Source organism: Mixta gaviniae, assembly GCF_002953195.1.
In the GTDB taxonomy this organism is placed as follows: domain Bacteria; phylum Pseudomonadota; class Gammaproteobacteria; order Enterobacterales; family Enterobacteriaceae; genus Mixta; species Mixta gaviniae.
On sequence record NZ_CP026377.1, the window covers coordinates 3,508,757 to 3,533,542 of the forward strand.

17 protein-coding genes and 2 rRNA genes are annotated in these 24,786 nt (G+C 58.6%); 15 read left to right on the forward strand and 4 right to left on the reverse strand.

Translation table 11 applies throughout. From position 1 onward, the window contains the following. Positions 1 to 3 precede the first annotated feature (3 nt). From nrdI to emrB, 10 genes are all read left to right on the forward strand, one after another. Entirely contained in the window at positions 4 to 414 is a 411-nt protein-coding gene (nrdI, locus tag C2E15_RS16440) for a class Ib ribonucleoside-diphosphate reductase assembly flavoprotein NrdI (protein ID WP_104958322.1), read from the forward strand. After that, the gene (nrdE, locus tag C2E15_RS16445) at positions 387 to 2,537 is read left to right on the forward strand and encodes a class 1b ribonucleoside-diphosphate reductase subunit alpha (RefSeq protein WP_104958323.1); all 2,151 of its coding nucleotides are present in this window, start codon (positions 387 to 389) and stop codon (positions 2,535 to 2,537) included. Before nrdI ends, nrdE begins: the two co-directional genes overlap by 28 nt. A 17-nt stretch (positions 2,538 to 2,554) precedes the next feature. Then, positions 2,555 to 3,517 carry a class 1b ribonucleoside-diphosphate reductase subunit beta gene (gene nrdF / locus C2E15_RS16450; protein ID WP_104958324.1) on the forward strand — a complete coding sequence of 321 codons (963 nt, stop codon included), beginning with the start codon at positions 2,555 to 2,557 and terminating at the stop codon, positions 3,515 to 3,517. A 382-nt stretch (positions 3,518 to 3,899) separates the two neighbouring features. Next, positions 3,900 to 5,096, forward strand: coding sequence for a glycine betaine/L-proline ABC transporter ATP-binding protein ProV (proV, locus tag C2E15_RS16455; protein WP_104958325.1), 1,197 nt, complete (start codon positions 3,900 to 3,902; stop codon positions 5,094 to 5,096). Positions 5,097 to 5,208: 112 nt separating this feature from the next. Next, on the forward strand, positions 5,209 to 6,384 hold the full coding sequence (gene proW, locus C2E15_RS16460; RefSeq protein WP_104958326.1) for a glycine betaine/L-proline ABC transporter permease ProW: 1,176 nt from the start codon (positions 5,209 to 5,211) through the stop codon (positions 6,382 to 6,384). Positions 6,385 to 6,442: 58 nt separating this feature from the next. After that, on the forward strand, positions 6,443 to 7,438 hold the full coding sequence (proX, locus tag C2E15_RS16465) for a glycine betaine/L-proline ABC transporter substrate-binding protein ProX (protein WP_104958327.1): 996 nt from the start codon (positions 6,443 to 6,445) through the stop codon (positions 7,436 to 7,438). Positions 7,439 to 7,634: 196 nt separating this feature from the next. Continuing rightward, positions 7,635 to 8,819: an MFS transporter gene (locus C2E15_RS16470; RefSeq protein ID WP_104958328.1), complete on the forward strand. Its 1,185-nt coding sequence runs from the start codon at positions 7,635 to 7,637 to the stop codon at positions 8,817 to 8,819. Positions 8,820 to 9,390: 571 nt separating this feature from the next. Then, positions 9,391 to 9,924, forward strand: coding sequence for a transcriptional repressor MprA (gene mprA, locus C2E15_RS16475; protein ID WP_104958329.1), 534 nt, complete (start codon positions 9,391 to 9,393; stop codon positions 9,922 to 9,924). A gap of 156 nt (positions 9,925 to 10,080) precedes the next feature. Beyond that, positions 10,081 to 11,256 carry a multidrug efflux MFS transporter periplasmic adaptor subunit EmrA gene (emrA, locus tag C2E15_RS16480; RefSeq protein WP_104958330.1) on the forward strand — a complete coding sequence of 392 codons (1,176 nt, stop codon included), beginning with the start codon at positions 10,081 to 10,083 and terminating at the stop codon, positions 11,254 to 11,256. Positions 11,257 to 11,270: 14 nt separating this feature from the next. Further along, positions 11,271 to 12,806, forward strand: a complete 1,536-nt coding sequence (gene emrB, locus C2E15_RS16485; protein ID WP_104958331.1) for a multidrug efflux MFS transporter permease subunit EmrB — start codon at positions 11,271 to 11,273, stop codon at positions 12,804 to 12,806. A gap of 54 nt (positions 12,807 to 12,860) precedes the next feature. Here emrB and C2E15_RS16490 read toward each other — a convergent pair whose 3' ends face one another. Next, positions 12,861 to 14,069, reverse strand: a complete 1,209-nt coding sequence (locus C2E15_RS16490) for a tRNA/rRNA methyltransferase (RefSeq protein ID WP_104958332.1) — start codon at positions 14,067 to 14,069, stop codon at positions 12,861 to 12,863. A gap of 202 nt (positions 14,070 to 14,271) precedes the next feature. Between C2E15_RS16490 and trxC the strand changes: the two genes are divergently transcribed. The 5 genes from trxC (at position 14,272) to C2E15_RS16515 (ending at position 20,003) form a co-directional block, all read left to right on the forward strand. Next, entirely contained in the window at positions 14,272 to 14,691 is a 420-nt protein-coding gene (trxC, locus tag C2E15_RS16495) for a thioredoxin TrxC (RefSeq protein ID WP_104958333.1), read from the forward strand. A gap of 86 nt (positions 14,692 to 14,777) precedes the next feature. Further along, a complete protein-coding gene (locus tag C2E15_RS16500) occupies positions 14,778 to 15,479 on the forward strand; it encodes a tRNA-uridine aminocarboxypropyltransferase (RefSeq protein WP_104958334.1) in 702 nt (233 codons plus the stop codon). 33 nt (positions 15,480 to 15,512) lie between these two features. Beyond that, positions 15,513 to 18,176: a bifunctional acetate--CoA ligase family protein/GNAT family N-acetyltransferase gene (locus tag C2E15_RS16505; protein WP_104958335.1), complete on the forward strand. Its 2,664-nt coding sequence runs from the start codon at positions 15,513 to 15,515 to the stop codon at positions 18,174 to 18,176. Between the two features lie 104 nt (positions 18,177 to 18,280). Next, positions 18,281 to 19,636 carry a CDP-diacylglycerol--serine O-phosphatidyltransferase gene (gene pssA / locus C2E15_RS16510; RefSeq protein ID WP_104958336.1) on the forward strand — a complete coding sequence of 452 codons (1,356 nt, stop codon included), beginning with the start codon at positions 18,281 to 18,283 and terminating at the stop codon, positions 19,634 to 19,636. A gap of 46 nt (positions 19,637 to 19,682) precedes the next feature. Further along, positions 19,683 to 20,003, forward strand: coding sequence for a YfiM family lipoprotein (locus tag C2E15_RS16515; RefSeq protein WP_104958337.1), 321 nt, complete (start codon positions 19,683 to 19,685; stop codon positions 20,001 to 20,003). A 1-nt stretch (position 20,004) separates the two neighbouring features. Here the strand turns inward: C2E15_RS16515 and C2E15_RS16520 are convergent, their stop codons facing one another. The 3 genes from C2E15_RS16520 to C2E15_RS16530 all read right to left on the reverse strand — a co-directional run bounded on the left by C2E15_RS16520 (position 20,005) and on the right by C2E15_RS16530 (position 24,763). Then, complete coding sequence (locus C2E15_RS16520) at positions 20,005 to 21,306, reverse strand: MFS family transporter (RefSeq protein ID WP_104958338.1); 1,302 nt, start codon at positions 21,304 to 21,306, stop codon at positions 20,005 to 20,007. Between the two features lie 330 nt (positions 21,307 to 21,636). Beyond that, positions 21,637 to 21,752: ribosomal RNA gene (gene rrf / locus C2E15_RS16525) — 5S ribosomal RNA — on the reverse strand. 104 nt (positions 21,753 to 21,856) lie between these two features. Beyond that, positions 21,857 to 24,763 (reverse strand): 23S ribosomal RNA (locus C2E15_RS16530). Positions 24,764 to 24,786: the final 23 nt, after the last annotated feature.

Genomic DNA, 24,786 nt, shown 5'->3' on the forward strand with positions numbered 1-24,786 from the left:
ACGATGTTTCCCCTGGTCTACTTTTCCAGCCAGTCGGAGAACACGCACCGTTTTATCACTCGCCTTGGCCTGCCGGCGCGGCGCATTCCGATCGATAAACAGCAGCGTCTGCAGATAGAGACGCCGTTTATCCTGGTGGTGCCGAGCTACGGCGGCGGCGGCGCACGCGGCGCGGTGCCGGGCCAGGTGATCCAATTTCTGAATGATGAAGCCAACCGGCGCCGGCTGCGCGGCGTGATTGCCGCAGGCAACCGTAATTTCGGCACCGGCTTCTGCCTGGCCGGCGACATCATTGCGCAAAAATGTCAGGTTCCCTACCTCTACCGTTTTGAGCTGATGGGAACCGCCGACGATATCGCCAACGTAAAAGCGGGAGTAACCGAATTTTGGCAACGACAGACAGCCCAGAACTAGCGCCGACGGCGATTACGCCTGACTACCACGCGCTTAACGCCATGCTTAACCTGTATGACGCGCAGGGCCGGATCCAGTTTGATAAGGATCGCGAGGCGGCGCGCCAGTTCTATCTGCAGCATGTGCTGCTCAACAGTATGACCTTCAGCTCAACGGCGGCGCGCCTGCGCTATCTGGTAGAGGAAGGCTATTATGAAGCCGCGGTGCTGAATGCCTATCCGTTTGGGTTCGTCTGCCAGCTGTTTGAGCAGGCGGCGGGCTGGGGCTATCGCTTCCAGACCTTTCTCGGCGCGTGGAAATTCTTTACCAGCTATGCGCTGAAGAGTTTCGACGGCAAACGCTATCTGGAAGATTTTCCCGATCGCGCCTGCATGGTGGCGCTGACGCTGGCGCAGGGCGACCGCGCGCTGGCCGCCGCGCTGCTGGAGGAGATGCTTTCTGGCCGCTTTCAGCCGGCGACCCCCACGTTTCTCAACGGCGGCAAACAGCAGCGCGGCGAGCTGGTCTCCTGTTTCCTGCTGCGTATTGAAGACAATATGGAATCGATCGGCCGCGCGATTAACGCCGCGCTGCAGCTGTCGAAGCGCGGCGGCGGCGTGGCGCTGCTGCTCTCTAACCTGCGCGAAGCGGGCGCGCCGATCAAGCGCATTGAAAACCAGTCATCCGGGGTGATCCCGGTAATGAAAATGCTGGAGGACGCTTTCTCCTACGCCAATCAGCTGGGCGCGCGTCAGGGCGCGGGTGCGGTTTATCTGCATGCGCACCATCCCGATATTTTGCGCTTTCTCGATACCAAACGGGAGAACGCCGACGAAAAGATCCGCATCAAAACGCTGTCGCTGGGCGTGGTGATCCCCGACGTCACCTTCCGGCTGGCGAAGGACCACCAGCCGATGGCGCTGTTTTCGCCCTACGATGTCGAGCGTATCTACGGCCAGCCGTTCGCTGATATCAGCATCAGCGAGCGTTATGATGAGATGCTGGCGGACGATCGCATCCGCAAAACCTTTATTAACGCACGCGCCTTTTTCCAGACGCTGGCGGAGATCCAGTTTGAATCGGGCTATCCCTATGTGATGTTCGAGGATACGGTAAACCGCGCTAATCCAGTGGCGGGACGCATCAATATGAGCAACCTCTGCTCGGAGATCCTGCAGGTCAACGCCCCCTCGCGCTATCACGAGGATCTGAGCTATCAGACGCTTGGCAAAGATATCTCCTGCAATCTCGGGTCGCTGAACATCGCGCACGCGATGGATTCTCCCGACTTTGCGCGCACCGTGGAGACTGCGGTGCGCGGGCTGAGCGCGGTCTCAGATATGAGCGATATCCAGTCGGTGCCGTCGGTGGCGCACAGCAATGCGCAGTCGCACGCCATCGGGCTGGGACAGATGAACCTGCACGGCTATCTGATGCGTGAAGGCATCGCTTACGGGTCGACGGAGGCGCTCGATTTCACCAACCTCTATTTTTACTGCGTTACCTACCATGCGCTGCGCACCTCGAACCAGCTGGCGCGTGAGCGGCAACAGCGCTTCGGCGGCTTCGAACAGTCGCGCTACGCCAGCGGCGATTACTTCACGAAGTATATTGAGCGGGCGTGGCGGCCGCGCACCGCACGTGTCGCCCGGCTGTTCGCCGACGCCAACATCCATCTGCCCGATCAGGCGGACTGGCAGAGGCTGCGCGCGGCGGTGATGCGCGATGGTCTCTATAACCAGAACCTGCAGGCGGTGCCGCCGACCGGCTCCATCTCTTATATCAATCACGCCACCTCAAGCATTCACCCTATCGTGTCGCGTATTGAGATCCGCAAAGAGGGCAAAATCGGGCGCGTCTATTACCCGGCACCCTTTATGACCAACGAAAATGCGCACCGCTGGCGCGACGCCTATGAGATCGGCCCGGAGGCGATTATCGATACCTATGCCGAGGCGACGCAGCATGTCGATCAGGGGCTGTCGCTGACGCTCTTTTTCCGTGATGACGCCACCACGCGCGATATCAACCGTGCGCAGATCTACGCCTGGAAAAAAGGGATCAAGACCCTGTATTACATTCGCCTGCGCCAGATGGCGCTGGAAGGCACCGAGGTGCAGGGCTGCGTCTCCTGCTCGCTGTAAACGGAAGTGATGAGATTATGCAAACGCTGAAACGCATCCAGGCGATAAACTGGAACCGCATCGAAGATGATAAAGATTTAGAGGTCTGGAACCGTCTGACCAGCAACTTCTGGCTGCCGGAGAAGGTGCCACTTTCAAACGATCTGCCGTCGTGGCAGAGCCTGAGCCAGGCGGAGCAGCAGCTGACCATCCGCGTATTTACCGGCCTGACGCTGCTGGATACCGTGCAGAACGGCCTTGGTGCGCCGGCGCTGATGCGTGATGCGCTGACGCCGCACGAAGAGGCGGTGATGTCCAATATCAGCTTTATGGAGGCGGTGCATGCGCGATCCTACAGTTCGATATTCTCCACGCTCTGCCCGGTCGGCGAGGTGGACGCGGCTTACGCCTGGAGCGAGCAGAACACGCCGCTGCAGAACAAAGCGCGCCTGATCCAGCAGCACTACTGCGCCGACGATCCGCTGAAGAAGAAGATAGCCAGCGTCTTCCTTGAATCGTTTCTGTTCTACTCCGGCTTCTGGCTGCCGATGTACTGGTCAAGCCGCGGCAAGCTGACTAACACCGCCGATCTGATCCGGCTGATTATCCGTGACGAGGCGGTGCATGGCTACTATATCGGTTACAAGTATCAGAGAGGACTGCAGCTGGCGGATGCGACGCGACGCGAGGCGCTGCGGCAGTTTGCAGTCGATCTGCTGATGGCGCTTTACGAGAATGAATTAGCCTATACCGAGGCGCTGTATGGCGATACGCCATGGCTGGAGGAGGTAAAAACGTTCCTGCACTACAACGCCAACAAAGCGCTGATGAACCTGGGCTATGAGGCGCTGTTCACGGCGGAAATGACCCAGGTCAACCCGGCGATCCTCAGCGCGCTGTCGCCCAACGCCGATGAGAACCACGATTTCTTCTCCGGCTCCGGCTCTTCTTATGTCATCGGTAAAGCAGTGGAAACCGAGGATGAGGACTGGGATTTCTGAATATTAACGGGGCGCTGCGGCGCTCCATTTTATTTAATGCGCCTTTCTCGCATTAATAATATTTATTTTATTCTAAATAGTACCGTCCGAAATAACCCTCCTCACCCGGTCAATTCTGTTTTCGCCTGCGCCATTTTCTGTGGAAAATAATCGCCAAAAGCCCCCATTTTTACGCGCAAATTTCGTTTTTTTCATCCGCTATTTATTTGCGCTTAGCCCTTATCCCTGTTGGCATCAGAGGAGATGCGCGTCTCAGATCGCGGCCGGACGGGCCGCGCAAAGGGTTGCCTGAGATTCTCAGTATGCTAGGGTATAGGCCGCTTTAATTTCACCAGGACATGAAACAAAACAGATAATTAATCAACCAGGACCCTTAAATTGCATGGCAATTAAATTAGAAGCAAAAAATCTGTATAAGATATTTGGCGAAAATCCCGAGCGCGCATTTAAATATATTGATAAAGGCATCAGTAAAGATGCCTTACTGGAAAAAACCGGGCTTTCGCTGGGTGTGAAAAATGCCAGTCTGGCCATTGAAGAAGGCGAGATATTTGTCATCATGGGGCTTTCCGGCTCAGGCAAGTCCACCATGGTTCGCCTTCTCAATCGTCTGATAGCGCCGACCCGCGGCCAGGTGATCATTGACGGCATCGATATCGCTAAAATATCGGAAAGCGAGCTGCGCGAAGTGCGTCGAAATAAGATCAGTATGGTGTTTCAGTCTTTTGCGCTGATGCCGCATATGAGCGTGCTGGATAATACCGCCTTTGGCATGGAATTAGCCGGCATGCCGCTGAAAGAACGTCAGGAAAAAGCGCTTGAGGCGCTGCGTCAGGTGGGGCTGGAAAATTACGCCGCCGCCTGGCCCGATGAATTATCGGGCGGAATGCGTCAGCGTGTCGGATTAGCGCGCGCGCTGGCGATCAATCCCGATATTTTATTGATGGACGAGGCCTTCTCCGCGCTCGATCCCTTAATCCGCACCGAAATGCAGGATGAGCTGGTAAAGCTGCAGGCGAAACATCAGCGCACCATTATTTTTATTTCCCACGATCTTGATGAAGCGATGCGCATCGGCAATCGCATCGCCATTATGCAGGGCGGCGAGGTAGTGCAGGTCGGCACTCCCGACGAGATCCTGAATAATCCCGCCAACGACTATGTACGCACGTTCTTCCGCGGCGTCGATATCAGCCACGTTTTCAGCGCCAAAGATATCGCCCGCCGCAACGCCAGCGCCCTGATGCGCAAAGCGCCCGGCTTCGGCCCGCGCTCGGCGATTAAGCTGCTGCAGGATGAGGATCGCGAATTCGGCTACGTGCTGGAGAAGCAGCGCTTTATTGGCGTGGTCTCTACCGATTCGCTGAAGGCGGCGCTGGCCGCCGGCGCGGGGCTTGACGCTGCGCTGCTCTCCGCCCCGGCGGCGGTCTCTGGCGACACCTCGCTCAATGAGCTGCTATCGCACGTAGCGCAGGCACCCTGCGCGGTGCCGATCGTTGGCGAAGAGGATCATTACATCGGCGTGATTTCAAAAGGCACGCTGCTGCAGGCGTTAGATCGTGAGGGGAATCAGCCATGAGTCAGGCAACGGAGCATCCATGGGAAAACGGCGCGGCGCAGGCCGGGTCAAACAGCGTCGCGCAGCCGGTTGCGGATAAGGCGCCCGCCACTGATAACGCGACAGGCGATCCCTGGGGGCGGCTCCGACAGGCGGAAGCGCCCCCGCCACTGATAATACGGCAGGCGATCCCTGGGGGACGGCTCCGGCAGGCGGAAGCGCCCCCGCCACCGATAATACGGCAGGCGATCCCTGGCGTAGCGCGCCGGCGTCCGGCGGCGATACCTCTCCGGCCGCTTCAGGTGACGCCTGGGGTTCGCCCGCCGACGCGGGCGGCCAGGATGCGGCCGGCAGCGACTGGCTGAACAGCGCACCGGCGGCGCAGCCGGAACACTTTAGCGTCATGGATCCTTTCCACCATACCCTGATCCCGCTCGACAGCTGGGTGACGCAGGGGATCGACTGGGTCGTCAACCATTTTCGTCCGCTGTTTCAGGGCATTCGCGTGCCGGTGGATTATATCCTCAGCGCCTTTCAACAGCTGCTGCTGGGCATGCCGGCGCCGGTGGCGATCGTGCTGTTCGCCCTGATCGCCTGGCAATTCTCCAGCTTCGGCATGGGTATCGCCACGCTGGTGTCGCTGGTGCTGATCGGCGCCATTGGCGCCTGGTCACAAGCGATGGTCACGCTGGCGCTGGTGCTGACCGCCCTGCTGTTCTGTATTGTCATCGGCCTGCCGCTCGGCATCTGGCTGGCGCGCAGCGAACGCGCCGCCCGGGTGATCCGCCCACTGCTCGACGCCATGCAGACCACGCCTGCTTTTGTCTACCTGGTGCCAATCGTGATGCTGTTCGGCATTGGCAACGTGCCCGGCGTAGTGGTCACCATTATCTTCGCCCTGCCGCCGGTGGTGCGTTTGACGGTGCTGGGCATTAAGCAGGTGCCGGCAGATCTGATCGAGGCGGCGGAATCATTCGGCGCTCATCCGCGTCAGATGCTGTTTAAAGTGCAGCTGCCGCTGGCGATGCCGACGATTATGGCCGGGATAAACCAGACGCTGATGCTGGCGCTGTCGATGGTCGTGATCGCCTCAATGATCGCCGTCGGCGGCCTGGGGCAGATGGTACTGCGCGGCATTGGCCGTCTCGATATGGGCCTCGCCACGGTAGGCGGCGTCGGCATCGTGATTCTGGCGATCATTCTTGACCGCCTTACCCAGTCGCTGGGTCGCGACCGCCGCAGCCGTGGCAACCGACGCTGGTACGCCAGCGGTCCGCTGGGCGTGCTGACCCGCCTTTTCAGACACTAAATCCCCGGCGGCGCCCCGCTGCGCCGCCTTCTTACCGTACAACACGAGAGGATTCGCGATGCGTACATGCGCTATTCTGGCCGCCGCGCTGACGACGCTGGCCGCCGCCCAGGTTTCCGCCGCCGATCTGCCGGGCACCGGCATTACCGTTAAGCCGGTGCAAAGCACCATTTCCGAAGAAGCGTTTCAGACGCTGCTGGTCAGCCGCGCGCTGGAGCAGCTGGGCTACCGCGTCGAGAAACCGAGCGAGGTGGATTACAACGTTGGCTATACCTCGCTGGCCTCCGGCGACGCCACTTTTACTGCCGTGAACTGGCAGCCGCTGCATGACGATATGTACAACGCCGCCGGCGGCGATAAGGTCTTTTATCGCCAGGGAACCTACGTCAGCGGCGCGGCGCAGGGCTACCTGATCGATAAAAAAACGGCCGAAAAGTATCACATCACCCGCCTTGACCAGCTGCAGGATAAAAAGCTGGCGGCGTTGTTTGACGCCAACGGCGACGGCAAGGCGGATATGACCGGCTGCGCACCCGGCTGGGGCTGCGAGACGGTGATCCTGCATCAGAACAACGCGTTCGGCCTGAGCCAAACCGTCGAGCCCAATATGGGCAACTACCCGGCAATGATGGCCGATACCATTGCCCGCTATAAACAGGGGAAACCGATCCTCTACTACACCTGGACGCCTTACTGGATAAGCGACGTACTGGTACCGGGTAAAGACGTGGTCTGGCTGCAGGTGCCCTTCTCCTCAATGCCGGGCGCGCAGAAAGGTGTCGATACCCGCCTGCCCGGCGGCGCCAATTACGGCTTCCCGGTTAACACCATGCATATCGTCGCCAACAAAGCCTGGGCGGAGAAAAACCCGGCGGCGGCGCGCCTGTTTGCCGAAATGAAGTTGCCTATCGCGGATATCAATGCGCAGAACGCGCGCATGCATCAGGGGCATTCTTCAGAACAGGCGATTAATGCCCACGTCGATGGCTGGATAAAAGCGCATCAGGCGTTGTTTAACAAATGGATCGAAGACGCAAAGTCTGCTGTGCAGTAAGCGATTGCGGGTTAATGAAACGGGCGACGAATGTTGCCCGTTTTTTATTATTAACTCTGCAGCACCGATCGGGCCAGGCGCGCCAACCGCAGAGAAAGTAAAGGGAACTGGTATGTCCTGTTAAATGCTTCCAACAATGAAATAGTTTTTTGAGTTATTATTAGCCGCGACGATTTATCAACCACGCTTATTGCTTATGAATTCAACGACACGCGGGCTGAGCCCAATGCTGGTCGCCCTGATGTCCGTCGCCACCGGGCTGGCGGTGGCCTGCAACTATTATGCTCAGCCCCTGCTGGAGACCATCGCCCGCAGCTTTCATCTTTCGGTGAACCAGGCCGGCTTTATCGTTACCACGGCACAGCTCGGCTACGCCGCCGGTTTGCTGCTGCTGGTGCCGCTGGGCGACCGCCTGGAGCGCCGCAGCCTGATTGTCGGCATGAGCCTGCTGGCGGCGGGCGGCATGGTGATCACCGCGCTCTCCACCGGGCTGAGCATGATGCTGCTGGGCACTGCGCTGACCGGCCTGTTCTCCGTCGTGGCGCAGCTGCTGGTGCCGCTGGCCGCCACCCTCGCCGCCCCGGAAAAACGCGGCCGGGTGGTGGGCACGGTAATGAGCGGTCTGCTGCTTGGCATTCTGCTGGCGCGCACCGTGGCCGGCGCGCTGGCGCAGATCGGCGGCTGGCGTTCGGTGTTCTGGGTGGCGAGCGTGCTGATGGTGTTGATGGCGCTGGCGCTGTGGCGCGGGCTGCCGCGCTATCGCCAGACGGTGGATCTTAGCTATGCGCAGCTGCTCGGCTCTATTTTCCGGCTCTATGCCGGCACGCGCGTGATCCGCACCCGCGCGATTATCGGCTGTCTCTCTTTTGCTAACTTCAGCGTGCTGTGGACTTCCATGGCTTTCCTGCTGGCCGCGCCGCCCTGGCACTATTCAGAAGGTCAAATCGGCCTGCTGGGGCTGGTGGGCGCCGCCGGGGCGCTGGCGGCGCGTCAGGCGGGTTCGCTGGCGGATAAAGGCAAGGCGCGCCTGACCACCACGCTCGGCCTGCTGGTGATGCTGGCATCATGGGCGCTGACTGCGTGGGGCGCACACTCGCTGCTGGCCCTGATCGGTGGGATTATCCTGCTCGATCTGGCGGTACAGGGGGTGCATATCACCAACCAGAGCGTGATCTATCGCCGTCTGCCCGAAGCGCGTAACCGGCTGACGGCAGGCTATATGACCAGCTATTTTATCGGCGGCGCGGCGGGTTCGCTGCTCTCCGCCACGGCTTATCATTTCGCCGGATGGTATGGCGTCTGCAGCGCGGGAGCGCTATTAACTTTGCTTAACCTGTTAAGCTGGTGGGCAGGCTACCGCTATGAGGATCACAATAATTGACGAACGAAATGTAAATAGCGTTTTTTTTCAGTAGCCACCAGCTATAAAGCCGTTACTCACTCTGGTATGGTTAGCGATAAATTTATTCATTTTAGTTATTTTTTCGTAAGCAATTATTCAGGATATAGAAAGAGTGCAGCGAGAAAGCGGGATGAAACGGCCTTGAGATGCGCTTTGGCAATCGGCCTGGTTCATTAGCAACAGGCATGTTTTATCCGCTATCTGCGCGTCGTTTCTCAGGTTTTCCGCGTTCGCCCCGCCTCGCTCAAAGCGGGGCGGCGGGCCCGCTGCCTGCAGCGCGACGCGTCGATTTTGCATTTAACGATGGTCGGCAAGCGGCCGCGCGCAGCAGGACCAGCGTGCGACAGACCGCTTCGTCGCGAGACGATCGTTTGATGAGACCCAGGCAGCCTGACATCCGGGCTGTCCGACCTTTCGGTTTATGGAGTGAGCCGGAAATTTTAGATGGTGGCGTTGCGATTGCATAAGCGATCCCTGCTGGTAACGATGTTTGTGCCTGTTTCGTCATCACCATTATTATACCAGTTGCAACTAATGAGGTTCCTTTAAGATGGAAAGTTCGTTTACTCCCATTGAACAGATGCTGAATATTCGCGCTACACGTCACAAAGATTTCCCGCTCCAGGAAATCATGCTGACGCGTCTGTGCATGCATATGCAGAGCAAGCTGTTGGACAATCGCAATAAAATGCTGAAAGCTCAGGGGATTAACGAGACACTGTTTATGGCGTTGATTACGCTGGACGCACAGGAAAATCAAAGCATCCAGCCTTCAGAACTGAGCGCGGCACTGGGCTCCTCGCGCACCAACGCGACGCGCATCGCCGACGAGCTGGAAAAGCGCGGCTGGATCGAACGCCGCGAAAGCGATAACGATCGCCGCTGTCTGCATCTGCATTTGACGGAAAAAGGCAACGCCTTCCTGCGTCAGGTGCTTCCGCCGCAGCACCAGAGCCTGCAGTATCTCTGGTCTTCCCTGAGTAATAGCGAAAAAGCGCAGCTGGAAAGCCTGACACGTAAGCTGCTGAACCGTCTGGATCAAATGGACGAAGAGGAAGTGATTTCCTCCCTTTCACATCAATAGCAATTCCTGCGACACAATCACGCTCAGAAACCGATATTTTAATTCCCTTTTATCCATGCCAGCGCCTGTGTCGCTGGCATTTCAGGCTCGGGTCACTGCGTACAGGGAGCGACGCACCCCGAAATACGTGTATACGTGGAAAACGTGGAGAGAACCATGAGTGCGAACGCGGAAACGCAAAACCCGCAACAGTCCGCCAATAAGAAGAAAAAACGTAAAGGCGCGTTAATTTTTCTGGCCGTCCTGTTTGTTCTGATCGGCGTCGCTTATCTGATCTACTGGGCGCTGGTGCTGCGCCATTTTGAAGAGACCGACGACGCCTACGTGGCGGGCAACCAGGTGCAGATTATGGCTCAGGTCGGTGGCAGCGTGAACAAAGTCTGGTTCGATAACACCGACTTTGTGAAAAAAGGCGATGTGCTGGTGACGCTGGATAAAACCGACGCCGAGCAGGCGTTTGAGAAAGCGCAAACCGCGCTGGCCACCAGCGTGCGTCAGACGCATCAGCTGATGATCAACGGCAAGCAGTATCAGGCCTCTATCGCCCTGCAAAAAACCGCGCTGGCGCAGGCCGAGGCGGATTTAAAACGCCGCGAGCCGCTGGGCGCATCTAATTTAATCGGCCGCGAAGAGCTGCAGCACGCGCGCGACGCCGTCGCCACGGCGCGGGCGCAGCTTGATGTCGCGGTGCAGCAGTACAACGCCAACCAGGCGATGATCCTCGACACCTCGCTGGAAAACCAGCCGGCGGTGAAACAGAACGCCGCCGCGCTGCGTGACGCCTGGCTGGCGCTGCAGCGCACCGAGATCCGCAGCCCGACCGACGGCTATGTCTCCCGCCGCAGCGTGCAGGTCGGCGCGCAGATCTCTACCGCCACGCCGCTGATGGCGGTGGTGCCGGCGACCGGGGTCTGGGTGGACGCCAACTTTAAAGAGACGCAGCTGGCGGGCGTGCGCATCGGCCAGCCGGCGACGGTGGTGAGCGATATCTACGGCGATGATGTGGTTTATCACGGCAAGGTGGTCGGCCTGGATATGGGCACCGGCAGCGCCTTCTCGCTGCTGCCGGCGCAGAACGCCACCGGTAACTGGATCAAAGTGGTACAGCGCCTGCCGGTGCGCGTCGAGCTGGATGCGAAAGAAGTGACCGACCATCCGCTGCGCATCGGCCTCTCCACGCTGGTAAAAGTGGATACCAGCAATAAAGAGGGCGCGGTGCTGGCGTCGCAGGTGCGTCAGTCCCCTGCTTACCAGAGCGACGCGCTGGCGATCGATCTGGCACCGGTCAATACCTTAATCAGCGATATCATTCGTGCTAATGCGAGCGAATAACGCGGGAGAGAGTTATGGCACAAAAACCGCTTGAGGGCGCTCAGCTGGTTCTGATGACCATCGCGCTGTCGCTGGCGACCTTTATGCAGGTGCTGGATTCCACCATCGCCAACGTGGCCATCCCGACTATCGCCGGCAACCTTGGCGCCTCTAACTCTCAGGGCACCTGGGTAATTACCTCGTTCGGCGTGGCCAACGCGATTTCGATCCCGATCACCGGCTGGCTGGCGAAGCGCATTGGCGAGGTGAAGCTGTTTGTCTGGTCCACCATCGCCTTTGCGATCGCCTCTTTTCTGTGCGGCGTGGCAAACAGCCTCTCCACCCTGATCCTGTTCCGCGTGATTCAGGGGCTGGTGGCCGGGCCGCTGATCCCGCTTTCGCAGAGCTTGCTGTTGAGCAATTATCCGCCCGCGAAACGCAGCATCGCCCTGTCGCTCTGGGCGATGACAGTGGTGGTGGCGCCGATCTGCGGCCCGATCCTCGGCGGCTGGATCAGCGACAACTACCACTGGGGCTGGATCTTCTTTATCAACGTGCCGATTGGCATCGTGGTAACGATCCTGACGCTGCAGACGCTGCGCAACCGGGAAACCAAAACCGAGATCCGCCCGATCGATACCGTGGGGCTGGTGCTGCTGGTGGTGGGCATTGGCGCGCTGCAGATCATGCTGGATCGCGGGCGCGAGCTGGACTGGTTCAGCTCGACCGAGATTATCGTGCTGACGGTGGTGGCGGTAGTGGCGCTCTCGGTACTGTTTGTCTGGGAGATGACTGACGACCATCCGGTGGTGGATTTAACACTGTTTAAGTCGCGCAACTTCACCATCGGCTGCCTGTCGATCAGCCTCGCTTATATGCTCTACTTCGGCTCTATCGTCCTGCTGCCGCAGCTGCTGCAGGAGGTGTACGGCTATACGGCGACCTGGGCCGGGCTGGCCTCCGCGCCGGTGGGGATTTTCCCGGTGATCCTGTCGCCAATTATCGGCCGCTTCGCCCATCGCGTCGATATGCGCAAGCTGGTGACGTTCAGTTTTATTATGTATGCCGTCTGTTTTTACTGGCGCGCCTACACCTTCGAGCCGGGCATGGATTTCGGCGCGTCGGCATGGCCACAGTTCGTGCAGGGGCTGGCGGTGGCCTGCTTCTTTATGCCGCTGACCACCATTACGCTGTCGGGGCTGGCGCCGGATCGGCTCGCCGCCGCCTCCAGCCTGTCGAACTTTTTGCGTACGCTGGCCGGTTCGATCGGCACCTCGATCACCACCACGATGTGGACCAACCGCGAGTCGATGCACCATAGCTATTTTAGCGAGTCGATTACGCCTTACAGCAGTAATGCCCAGGAGAGCTATCGTCAACTGGAGCAGCTGGGTATGAGCCAGCAGCAGGCGTCGGGCTATATCGCGCAGCAGATCACTAATCAGGGGCTGATTATTTCTGCCAATGAGGTGTTCTGGCTGTCGGCGGGGATCTTCCTGATGCTGGTGGTGACCATCTGGTTTGCTCGCCCGCCCTTTAGCTCCGGCGGCGGTGGCGGCGGCGCGCACTGATTCTGAGGCATAAAAAAACGGGCTAACGCCCGTTTTTCTTTTTGCCGCATCGGCTTAGTGGTTCTGGCGCCACCACTCCGCCAGCAGAACGCCGGTCGCAACCGACACGTTCAGGCTCTCCACCTTACCGGTGCCGTCGATCGAAACGCTCATATCGCCCTGCTTCAGCGCCGACTCGGTCAGGCCATCGCTCTCCTGCCCCAGCACCAGCACCATCTTCGCCGGCAGTTTCGCCTGCGTCAGCGGCGTGCTGCCTTTATGGCTGGAGGTGGTCACGATGGTATAGCCCGCTTTACGGAAAGCTTCCAGCCCCTTAACGAAGCTTTCGGCGCTCAGCGCCTGCACATGCTCCGCGCCGCCTTCCGCGGTACGCACTGCCGCACCCGACTCCAGCACCGCCGCGTCATCCACCAGCAGGCCTTTCACGCCAAAGTGCGCGCTGCTGCGCATGATGCCGCCGATATTGTGCGGGTTGCCGATATTCTCCAGCGCCAGCACACAATCCTGCTCGCGCCCGGTCGCCAGCCATTCGCTGACCGGCGTGCCCACGCGTTTTTTGATCAGGAAGCAAACGCCGCCGTGATGCTCGGTGCCGGACGCTTTTTCCAGCTCCGCCTCTTCCACTACGTGGTAAGCCTTGCGATTGGCCGCCAGCCAGCGCAGCGCATCGCGGAAACGCGGCGTCACGCTCTGGACGAACCAGGCACGGACGATGCATTCAGGACGGCTCTGGAACAGTGCCTGACAGGCGTTCTCGCCATACACGCGCGTCTCTTCCATACGCTGACGACGCAGCTGCTCAGGATCGATATAGCTCTTGCCGCTGATGCCGCCGTGATCGGGCTTGGTCTCTTCGCCCGGCGCGCGGGATACGGTGCGCCACGGCGAATCGCCGCGCGGCTGCGCGTCACGATCGCCACGGGAATGATTGTCGCGATCGCCGCGGAAATTGTTATCGCGATCGCCGCGGAAAGGATTGTCACGCGCGCCGCGGCCGTTGCGGTCATCACGTCCGCCACGATCGTCGCGACCGTTGCGGTCATCGCGTCCGCCACGGCTGTCGCGTCCATCGCGACCATCACGTCCGCCGCGCGCGGCGCTGTCAGACTGGCGGGATGGACGACGGTTCCCTTCCTGGCGGTCAGCGCCGGGCCGGCTGCCTTTGCCCGTCCGGGGATTTTGTCCGCGTTTGTCACCATTATCTTCACCGCGAACATACATCACTTTGACTTTGCCGCTTTTACCTTTGAATTCGTCGTTCATCTGTTCCTCCACCTGCTGAGCGCGAAAGCGCGAAGATTACCTGAAGCATGGGTTGTATGCCATCAACTTCCGCTAAAAGTCGCTAACTATTATATTCATTGAGCATTCCATGTTGTCGCTCAATCCGGGCCGATTGATAATTAAGCTTACGCAAAAAATTAGCGGCTCAGTAGGCTGTTGACGATAAACCCTGAGGTGATAAATGAATACGGTATGTGCATCCTGTCAGGCAACGAACCGCGTTCCGGAAGAGCGCATTGCCGATGGCGCAAAATGCGGCCGCTGCGGCAGCGAGCTGTTCGACGGCGAGGTGATTAACGCCACTACCGCCACGCTCGATAAATATCTGCAGGACGATCTGCCGGTGGTGGTCGATTTCTGGGCGCCCTGGTGCGGCCCCTGCGTGAACTTCGCGCCAATCTATGAAGATGTTGCCGACGAGCGCAGCGGCAAGGTGCGTTTTCTGAAGGTAAACACCGAGGCGGAGCCGGAACTCAGCGCGCGCTTCCGCATCCGCAGCATCCCAACCATTATGCTGTTTAAACAGGGTCAGCTGATCGATATGCTGAACGGCGCGATGCCGAAAGCCCCGTTTAATGAGTGGCTGGACGAAGCGCTGTGATCTTTAGCGGCTGGCGATGCCAGCCGCACTCCATTTTCCGCCCGCTTCCCGCTACAATGGCCTTTTAGCCAGTACCTTGCGATCCCATGACCCATAACGCCGTTTTACGCCTGCGCGCCGAGCGCCTGGCGCGCGCCACCCGTCCCTTTTTAGCGCGCGGCAACCGCGTCCGCCGCTGTCAGGGCTGTCTGCTGCCGCAGAAGCTCTGCCTGTGCGCCGCTATCGCTCCGCAACCAGCGCGCAGCCGCTTTTGTCTGGTGATGTTCGATACCGAGCCGATGAAGCCAAGCAACACTGGCCGCCTGATCGCCGATATTCTGCCGGAGACGCTGGCCTTTGGCTGGTCGCGTACCGAGCCCGACCCGGCGCTTCTTGAAGCGGTCGCAAATACGCACTATCAACCGATGGTGGTGTTCCCTGAATCCTATGCCGACCGCGGCCGCCCGGTACTGAATCAGCCGCCGATGAGCGGCAAGCCGCCGCTGTTTATCATGCTGGACGGCACCTGGACCGAAGCGCGGAAAATGTTCCGCAAAAGCCCCTGGCTTGACACGCTGCCGGTCATGTCTTTGCAGCTGACCACGCCCTCCACCTATACGCTGCGCGAAGCGCACGGTCCCGGCCAGCACTGTACCGCCGAGGTGGCTGCCGAACTGCTGCGCCAGGCAGGCGATACGGCAGCAGGCCAGGCGCTCAGCGATCATTTTACGCTGTTCCGCCAGCGCTATCTTGCAGGAAAACCGCATCATCCGGCTCACCTCACGGCAGAAGAGGCGGAAAGCGTTTAGACTCTGAACCACTTAAGGTTGCAGGAGCGGGAAATGAGCCAACGTGGACTGGAAGCGCTGTTAAGACCGAAATCCATCGCCGTGATCGGCGCCTCGGTAAAACCGGGGCGCGCCGGCTATCTGATGATGCGCAATCTGCTGGCGGGCGGCTTTAGCGGCCCGGTATTGCCTGTCACGCCGAAATATAAGGCGGTCTCCGGCGTGCTGGCCTGGCCGGATATCGCCAGCCTCCCTTTTGCCCCCGAGCTGGCAGTGATCTGCACTAACGCCAGCCGCAATCTGGCGCTGTTGCAACAGCTGGGCGAAAAAGGCTGTAAAGCCTGCATCATTCTCTCCGCGCCGGAAAGCCAGCTGGAGGCGTTGAAAGCGTGCGCCAGCCGCTGGCAAATCCGTCTGCTCGGCCCTAACAGCCTCGGCCTGCTGGCACCATGGCAGGGCCTTAACGCCAGTTTTTCGCCGGTGCCGATCCTGAAAGGCAAGCTCGCCTTCGTGTCACAGTCCGCCGCCGTCTCCAATACTATCCTCGACTGGGCGCAGCAGCGTCAGCTGGGTTTCTCCTGGTTTATCGCACTGGGCGACAGCCTGGATACCGATATTGACGACCTGCTCGATTTCCTGGCGCGCGACGGCAAAACCAGCGCCATTCTGCTCTATCTGGAACACCTCAGCGATGCGCGCCGCTTTGTCTCCGCCTCGCGCAGCGCCTCGCGCAATAAACCGATTCTGGTGATCAAAAGCGGCCGCAGCCCGCAGGCGCAGCAGCTGCTAAAAACCCACGCCGGGCTTGACGCCGCCTGGGATGCCGCCATTCAGCGCGCCGGCCTGCTGCGGGTGCAGGATACCCATGAACTGTTTTCCGCCGTGGAGACGCTAAGCCATATGCGTCCGCTACGCGGCGAACGGCTGATGATTGTCAGCAACGGCGCCGCGCCCGCCGCGCTGGCGCTTGATGCGCTGCAGGCGCGCAGCGGTAAGCTGGCCCGCCTGAGCGAAGAGACGCTCGCCGCACTGCAATCGCAGCTGCCGGCGGAAGTCACGCCCGGCAATCCGCTCGATCTAAAGGATGATGCCACGCCGGAACGCTACCTGCAGGCGGTCTCCCTGCTGCTCGACAGCCATGAGCTGGACGCGCTGATGATTATCTATGCGCCCAGCGCCGTTGCGCCGGCGACGGAAACCGCCCAGCGGCTGATCGAGCGCATCAGGCAACATCCGCGCGGCAGAACGCTGTCACTGTTGACCAACTGGTGCGGTGAATACTCCTCGCAAGAGGCGCGGCGCGCCTTCAGCGATGCGGCGATCCCCACCTACCGCACGCCGGAAGGCACGGTGACCGCGTTTATGCATATGGTGGAGTACCGGCGCAACCAGAAACAGCTGCGCGAAACGCCCGCCCTGCCCGCGACGCTGAAGCAAGATACCGCACACGCCCATCAGCTGATCCAGCAGGCGCTGAACGAGGGCGCCACCCGGCTGGATACCCATGAGGTGCAGGCGATTATGCAGGCCTACGGCCTGACGACGCTGCCCACCTGGATCGCCGGCGACAGCGCGGAGGCGGTACATATCGCCGGGCAGATTGGCTATCCGGTGGCGCTGAAGCTACGCTCGCCCGATATTCCGCATAAATCGGACGTGCAGGGGGTGATGCTCTATCTGCGCACCGCCAGCGAAGTGCAGCAGGCGGCGAACGCGATCATCGATCGCGTGAAGCTGGCCTGGCCGCAGGCGCGCATTCACGGGCTGCTGGTGCAGAGCATGGCGAACCGCGCCGGCGCGCAGGAGCTGCGGATTGTCGTGGAGCAGGATCCGCTCTTCGGCCCGGTGATCATGCTGGGCGAAGGCGGCGTCGAATGGCAGGCGGATCGCCATGCCGCCGTAGCGCTGCCTCCGCTTAATATGACACTGGCACGCTATCTGGTGATTCAGGCGATCAAAAGCGGCAAAATACGCGGCCGCAGCGCTCTGCGCCCGCTGGATATCGCCGCGCTGAGCCAGGTGCTGGTACAGGTCTCCAACCTGGTGGTGGATTGCCCGGAGATCGAACGGCTCGATATTCATCCCCTGCTGGCGGCCAGCGACGAGTTTACCCTGCTGGACGTGACGCTAACGCTGGCGGCGTTTAACGGCATTAATGAGTCACGCCTGGCAATCCGCCCCTATCCGCATACGCTGGAAGAGAGCGTTACCCTTAAGAACGGCGAATCCTGCCTGTTCCGGCCGATTTTGCCGGAGGATGAGCCGTTGCTGCAGCGCTTTATCGCGCTGGTCACTAAAGAGGATCTCTACTATCGCTACTTTAGCGAGATCAATGAGTTTACCCACGAGGACTTAGCCAATATGACGCAAATCGACTACGATCGAGAAATGGCTTTCGTGGCGGTACGCGAGCAAGGCGGCGAAACGGAGATTATCGGCGTAACCCGCGCCATCTCCGATGCGGATAATACCGACGCCGAATTCTCGGTGCTGGTGCGCTCAGATTTGAAAGGCGTCGGGCTGGGCAGACGGTTATTGGAAAAGATGATCGTTTATACGCGTCGTCATGGTCTGCAGCAGCTAAACGGTATTACTATGCCCCGTAACCAGGGCATGATTACCCTGGCGAAGAAGCTGGGGTTCAGCGTGGATGTGCAGCTGGAAGAGGGGATTGTCGCCCTGCACCTGCCTCTGAATCGCGCTGGCGAGCAACATTAACGGTGAAGATCGCTCTTTACGCACGGTTGATGTTAATATTGTCGGTTAGGACCATGATTTCATGGCAGAAGACCACTCAATGAATAGAGAAGAAGCGCACTGTGATGTTGTCTAAATTTAAGCGCAATAAACACCAACAACACCTTGCACAGCTGCCCAAACTGTCTCAGTCAGTTGCTGATGTGACCACGCTTTACTCACCATCCGAGTTTCGCGCTACGCTGCTGGAGAAAATTGCCAGCGCGACGCAGCGCATCTGCATCGTGGCACTCTATCTGGAAAATGACGACGCCGGGCGCGCCGTGCTGTCCGCACTTTACGCAGCCAAACGCGCGCGGCCGACGCTGGATATCAGCATACTGGTGGACTGGCATCGGGCGCAGCGCGGACGTATCGGCGATGCGAAGGGCGTCACCAACGCGGACTGGTATTGCGAGATGGCGAGCCAGCATCCCGACATCGCGATTCCGGTGTACGGTATCCCGGTGAATACGCGCGAAGCGCTGGGCGTGCTGCATCTGAAAGGCTTTATTATTGACGATACGCTGCTTTACAGCGGCGCCAGCCTGAACGATGTCTATCTGCATCAGCATGATAAATACCGCTACGATCGCTATCAGCTGATCCGTAACCCGCAGCTGGCCGACACCATGTTTGAATGGATCGAGCGTAACCTGAAGCAGGCGGACGCGGTGCATCGTCTCGATCAGCATGAGCGTCCGAAAAGCCCGGAGATCAAAAACGAGACCCGTCAGTTCCGTCAGGATCTGCGCGGTTTCGACTACCACTTTACCGCTAACGCCAATAACGAAGAGCTGGCGGTGACCCCGCTGGTCGGGCTGGGCAAACGCAGCCTGTTGAATAAAACCATCTATCATCTGATGCCCTGTACAGAACGCAAACTGACGCTCTGTACCCCTTATTTCAACCTGCCGGCGATTCTGGTGCGCAATATCATCTGGCTGCTGCGCCGGGGCAAAGAGGTGGAGATCATCGTCGGCGATAAGACGGCCAACGATTTCTATATTCCCGAAGATCAGCCGTTTAAGATTATCGGCGCCCTGCCCTATCTGTATGAGATCAACCTGCGGCGCTTTCTTAGCCGGCTGCAGTATTACGTCGGCAACGGGCAGCTAACGGTGCGCCTGTGGAAAGATGGCGACAACAGCTATCACCTGAAAGGGATGTGGGTCGATGATGAGTGGATGCTGATTACCGGCAATAACCTTAATCCGCGCGCCTGGCGCCTGGATCTGGAAAATGCCGTGCTGATCCACGATCCGCTGCAGCAGCTGGCGGATCAGCGCGATCGCGAGCTGGCGCTGATCCGCCAGCATACCAGCGTAGTGAAGCACTTCCGCGATCTCGACAGTATCGCCGACTATCCGGTGAAAGTACGCAAACTGATCAGGCGCCTGCGCCGTATCCGTATCGATCGTTTAATTAGCCGCATCCTGTAAGCGCAGGCGCCAGTGGGCGCCAGGCCTGCAGGGTTCAGGAGCTGTGATGCGAACTCTGCTGCTGTTGCTCTGTTTATGCTGCGCCGGCTGTAGCCACACCGCGCAGGATCGCTGGACCGGCAGGGATAAGGCGCAGCACTTTATTGTCTCGGCCGCCCTTTCCGCCGCCGGCAATGAATATGGTCAGCAACAGGGCTGGCGCCCGCGCCACAGCAACAGTTTCGGTTTGATGTTCGCCTTCAGCCTCGGCGCGGCGAAAGAGCTGTATGACAGCCGCTCCGCAGGAAGCGGCTGGAGCTGGAAGGATTTAGGATGGGATATCGCCGGCGCGGCGACCGGCTTTGCTCTGTGGAATCTCGGCCAGTAGCTTACAGCCGCATCCCCTGCCCTTTACGATGCAACATCAGCGAAACCAGCAGCGCCACTGCGCCCATCAACGAGACGTACCAGAAAAAATGGGTTTCATGACCCGCCGCCTTCAGCGACAGCGCCACATATTCCGCCGACCCGCCGAAAATCGCGTTCGCTACCGCATAAGAAAGCCCGACGCCCATCGCCCGCACTTCCGGCGGAAACATCTCAGCTTTGACAATGCCGCTGATGGCGGTGTAAAAGCTGGTGATCAGCAGCGCCAGCATTACCAGCAGAAACACCACCCAGCCACTTTCCGCCCGCTGCAGCAGCGTTAAAATCGGCACGGTGCAGAACATCGCGCCGACGCTAAAGATCAACATTGAGCTGCGGCGGCCGATTTTATCCGACAGCGCGCCGATTAAAGGCTGGATCAGCATAAAAACAAACAGCGCCAGCGTCATTAATCCGCTGGCGGTTTTCGCATCCATGCCGGCGCTGTTGACCAGGTATTTTTGCATATAGGTGGTAAAGGTGTAGAAGCTGAGGGAGCCGCCGGCAGTGAAGCCCAGTACCATCAGGAACGCGCGGCGGTGTTTCCACAGGCCACGCAGGCGTCCCGCATCCTGGTGCTGGCGCGTTTTATCACTGGTGGTTTCATCCAGCGAGCGCCGCAGAAACAGCGCCACGATCGCCAGTACTGCGCCAAGCGCGAAGGGAATACGCCATCCCCAGCTGCGCAACGCTTCATGAGGCATCAGCTGCTGTAGCACCACTACGGTGAGCAGGGCCAGCAGCTGCCCGCCGATAAGCGTGACGTACTGAAACGAGGCGTAGTAGCCTTTGCGCCCTTCTATCGCCACTTCGCTCATGTAGGTCGCGCTGGTGCCATACTCTCCGCCGACCGACAGTCCCTGAAACAGCCGCGCCAGCAGCAGCAGTATCGGTGCCCAGATACCTAAGGTGTCGTAACCGGGCAGACAGGCGATCATCAGCGAGCCGAAACACATCATGCAGACTGAAATCAGCATCGAGGTTTTACGTCCATGCCGATCGCCGATGCGGCCGAAAAGCCATCCGCCAATAGGACGCATTAAAAAGCCGGCGGCAAAAACGCCAGCGGTTTGCACCAGTTGGGTGGTGGGGTTGCCTGACGGGAAAAAAATATGGGCGAAATAGAGAGAGCAGAAAGAGTAGACGTAAAAATCAAACCATTCCACCAGGTTGCCGGAAGAGGCACCGATAATCGCGCCAATCCGCTTTTTCTCAGATGTTTTAGCGACATCCGGACGCTTATTGTTGGTTACCACATCTGCCATAGAATGCCTCACTGTTGTTCCTTGCCGCTAAAAAAGGACAAAAATTCAGTAAAGCATTAAAGCGCAGTGTTAAGAAAATCTTTTATGTTCAGGCCGCTGCTTTTGTGAAGCGGCAAGGGTTATGGCGTAATACGTGTGTTCTCTGGTAAGGATATATCAGAAAGGCTTGTCAGAGGGCGCTGGCGTGCAGTTGTTTTCCCGCAAAATGCGCAGTTTTCAGCCCAAAAGGGGTTCGGCAAAACGAGAGGTTTCCCGCTAAACGCGCGCTTTTTACAAAATACGCATACGAAAAAGCCTCAGCTTTCGCTGAGGCTTCGTCGTTGATTTGATGCCTGGCAGTTCCCTACTCTCGCATGGGGAGGCCCCACACTACCATCGGCGCTGCGGCGTTTCACTTCTGAGTTCGGCATGGGGTCAGGTGGGACCACCGCGCTCTCGCCGCCAGGCAAATTCTGTCTCGCATGCCGCCCCGGGGGGCCACACGCGCTAATCCGGTGAACAAGGCTGAAAACTGCGTCTCTCTTTTTTCCTAAAACGCCTGTGGCGTTGTAAGGTTAAGCCTCACGGGTCATTAGTACCGGTTAGCTCAACGCATCGCTGCGCTTACACACCCGGCCTATCAACGTCGTCGTCTTCAACGTCCCTTCAGGGGGCTCAGGGCCCCAGGGAAGACTCATCTCGAGGCAAGTTTCGTGCTTAGATGCTTTCAGCACTTATCTCTTCCGCACTTAGCTACCGGGCAGTGCCATTGGCATGACAACCCGAACACCAGCGGTGCGTTCACTCCGGTCCTCTCGTACTAGGAGCAACCCCTCTCAGTCTTCCAGCGCCCACGGCAGATAGGGACCGAACTGTCTCACGACGTTCTAAACCCAGCTCGCGTACCACTTTAAATGGCGAACAGCCATACCCTTGGGACCTACTTCAGCCCCAGGATGTGATGAGCCGACATCGAGGTGCCAAACACCGCCGTCGATATGAACTCTTGGGCGGTATCAGCCTGTTATCCCCGGAGTACCTTTTATCCGTTGAGCGATGGCCCTTCCATTCAGAACCACCGGATCACTATGACCTGCTTTCGCACCTGCTCGAACCGTCACTCTCGCAGTCAAGCCAGCTTATGCCATTGCACTAACCTCACGATGTCCGACCGTGATTAGCTGACCTTCGTACTCCTCCGTTACACTTTGGGAGGAGACCGCCCCAGTCAAACTACCCACCAGACACTGTCCCCACGCCGGATCACGGCGCCAGGTTAGAACATCAAACATTAAAGGGTGGTATTTCAAGGATGGCTCCACGCAGACTGGCGTCCACGCTTCAAAGCCTCCCACCTATCCTGCACATCAAGGCTCAATGTTCAGTGTCAAGCTGTAGTAAAGGTTCACGGGGTCTTTCCGTCTTGCCGCGGGTACACTGCATCTTCACAGCGAGTTCAATTTCACTGAGTCTCGGGTGGAGACAGCCTGGCCATCATTACGCCATTCGTGCAGGTCGGAACTTACCCGACAAGGAATTTCGCTACCTTAGGACCGTTATAGTTACGGCCGCCGTTTACCGGGGCTTCGATCAAGAGCTTCTCCTTACGGATAACCCCATCAATTAACCTTCCGGCACCGGGCAGGCGTCACACCGTATACGTCCACTTTCGTGTTTGCACAGTGCTGTGTTTTTAATAAACAGTTGCAGCCAGCTGGTATCTTCGACTGGCTTCGGCTCGGGGAGCAAGTCCCTCCACCTACGTGCCAGCGTGCCTTCTCCCGAAGTTACGGCACCATTTTGCCTAGTTCCTTCACCCGAGTTCTCTCAAGCGCCTTGGTATTCTCTACCTGACCACCTGTGTCGGTTTGGGGTACGATTCGTTGTTACCTGATGCTTAGAGGCTTTTCCTGGAAGCAGGGCATTTGTTGCTTCAGCACCGTAGTGCCTCGTCGTCACGCCTCAGCCTTAACTTTCCGGATTTGCCTGGAAAGTCAGCCTACACGCTTAAACCGGGACAACCGTCGCCCGGCCAACATAGCCTTCTCCGTCCCCCCTTCGCAGTAACACCGAGTACGGGAATATTAACCCGTTTCCCATCGACTACGCCTTTCGGCCTCGCCTTAGGGGTCGACTCACCCTGCCCCGATTAACGTTGGACAGGAACCCTTGGTCTTCCGGCGAGCGGGCTTTTCACCCGCTTTATCGTTACTTATGTCAGCATTCGCACTTCTGATACCTCCAGCATGCCTCACAGCACACCTTCGCAGGCTTACAGAACGCTCCCCTACCCAACAACACATAGTGTCGCTGCCGCAGCTTCGGTGCATGGTTTAGCCCCGTTACATCTTCCGCGCAGGCCGACTCGACCAGTGAGCTATTACGCTTTCTTTAAATGATGGCTGCTTCTAAGCCAACATCCTGGCTGTCTGGGCCTTCCCACATCGTTTCCCACTTAACCATGACTTTGGGACCTTAGCTGGCGGTCTGGGTTGTTTCCCTCTTCACGACGGACGTTAGCACCCGCCGTGTGTCTCCCGTGATAACATTCTCCGGTATTCGCAGTTTGCATCGGGTTGGTAAGCCGGGATGGCCCCCTAGCCGAAACAGTGCTCTACCCCCGGAGATGAATTCACGAGGCGCTACCTAAATAGCTTTCGGGGAGAACCAGCTATCTCCCGGTTTGATTGGCCTTTCACCCCCAGCCACAGGTCATCCGCTAATTTTTCAACATTAGTCGGTTCGGTCCTCCAGTTAGTGTTACCCAACCTTCAACCTGCCCATGGCTAGATCACCGGGTTTCGGGTCTATACCCTGCAACTTAGCGCCCGGTTAAGACTCGGTTTCCCTACGGCTCCCCTATACGGTTAACCTTGCTACAGAATATAAGTCGCTGACCCATTATACAAAAGGTACGCAGTCACCCCCATAAAGAAGGCTCCCACTGCTTGTACGTACACGGTTTCAGGTTCTGTTTCACTCCCCTCGCCGGGGTTCTTTTCGCCTTTCCCTCACGGTACTGGTTCACTATCGGTCAGTCAGGAGTATTTAGCCTTGGAGGATGGTCCCCCCATATTCAGACAGGATACCACGTGTCCCGCCCTACTCATCGAGCTCACAACACATGCATCTTCGTGTACGGGACTGTCACCCTGTACCGTGCGCCATTCCAGACGCTTCCACTGACACACATGCTGATTCAGGCTCTGGGCTGTTCCCCGTTCGCTCGCCGCTACTCAGGGAATCTCGGTTGATTTCTTTTCCTCGGGGTACTTAGATGTTTCAGTTCCCCCGGTTCGCTTCGTTAAGCTATGTATTCACTTAACGATAGTGTGACGAGTCACACTGGGTTTCCCCATTCGGACATCGCCGGCTGATAGCGGTTCATATCACCTCACCGGCGCTTTTCGCAGATTAGCACGTCCTTCATCGCCTCTGACTGCCAGGGCATCCACCGTGTACGCTTGGTCGCTTAACCTCACAACCCACAGGCGTCTTGCG

Bases quoted from the DNA above. Each gene is read 5' to 3' on its own strand.
- nrdI (WP_104958322.1), top strand. From the start codon at position 4: ATGTTTCCCCTGGTCTACTTTTCCAGCCAGTCGGAGAACACGCACCGT.
- proV (WP_104958325.1), top strand. From the start codon at position 3,900: ATGGCAATTAAATTAGAAGCAAAAAATCTGTATAAGATATTTGGCGAA.
- C2E15_RS16500 (WP_104958334.1), top strand. From the start codon at position 14,778: ATGACCCATAACGCCGTTTTACGCCTGCGCGCCGAGCGCCTGGCGCGC.
- nrdF (WP_104958324.1), top strand. From the start codon at position 2,555: ATGCAAACGCTGAAACGCATCCAGGCGATAAACTGGAACCGCATCGAA.
- C2E15_RS16505 (WP_104958335.1), top strand. From the start codon at position 15,513: ATGAGCCAACGTGGACTGGAAGCGCTGTTAAGACCGAAATCCATCGCC.
- emrB (WP_104958331.1), top strand. From the start codon at position 11,271: ATGGCACAAAAACCGCTTGAGGGCGCTCAGCTGGTTCTGATGACCATC.
- C2E15_RS16515 (WP_104958337.1), top strand. From the start codon at position 19,683: ATGCGAACTCTGCTGCTGTTGCTCTGTTTATGCTGCGCCGGCTGTAGC.
- mprA (WP_104958329.1), top strand. From the start codon at position 9,391: ATGGAAAGTTCGTTTACTCCCATTGAACAGATGCTGAATATTCGCGCT.
- proX (WP_104958327.1), top strand. From the start codon at position 6,443: ATGCGTACATGCGCTATTCTGGCCGCCGCGCTGACGACGCTGGCCGCC.
- C2E15_RS16520 (WP_104958338.1), bottom strand. From the start codon at position 21,306: ATGGCAGATGTGGTAACCAACAATAAGCGTCCGGATGTCGCTAAAACA.
- pssA (WP_104958336.1), top strand. From the start codon at position 18,281: ATGTTGTCTAAATTTAAGCGCAATAAACACCAACAACACCTTGCACAG.
- emrA (WP_104958330.1), top strand. From the start codon at position 10,081: ATGAGTGCGAACGCGGAAACGCAAAACCCGCAACAGTCCGCCAATAAG.
- C2E15_RS16490 (WP_104958332.1), bottom strand. From the start codon at position 14,069: ATGAACGACGAATTCAAAGGTAAAAGCGGCAAAGTCAAAGTGATGTAT.
- trxC (WP_104958333.1), top strand. From the start codon at position 14,272: ATGAATACGGTATGTGCATCCTGTCAGGCAACGAACCGCGTTCCGGAA.
- C2E15_RS16470 (WP_104958328.1), top strand. From the start codon at position 7,635: ATGAATTCAACGACACGCGGGCTGAGCCCAATGCTGGTCGCCCTGATG.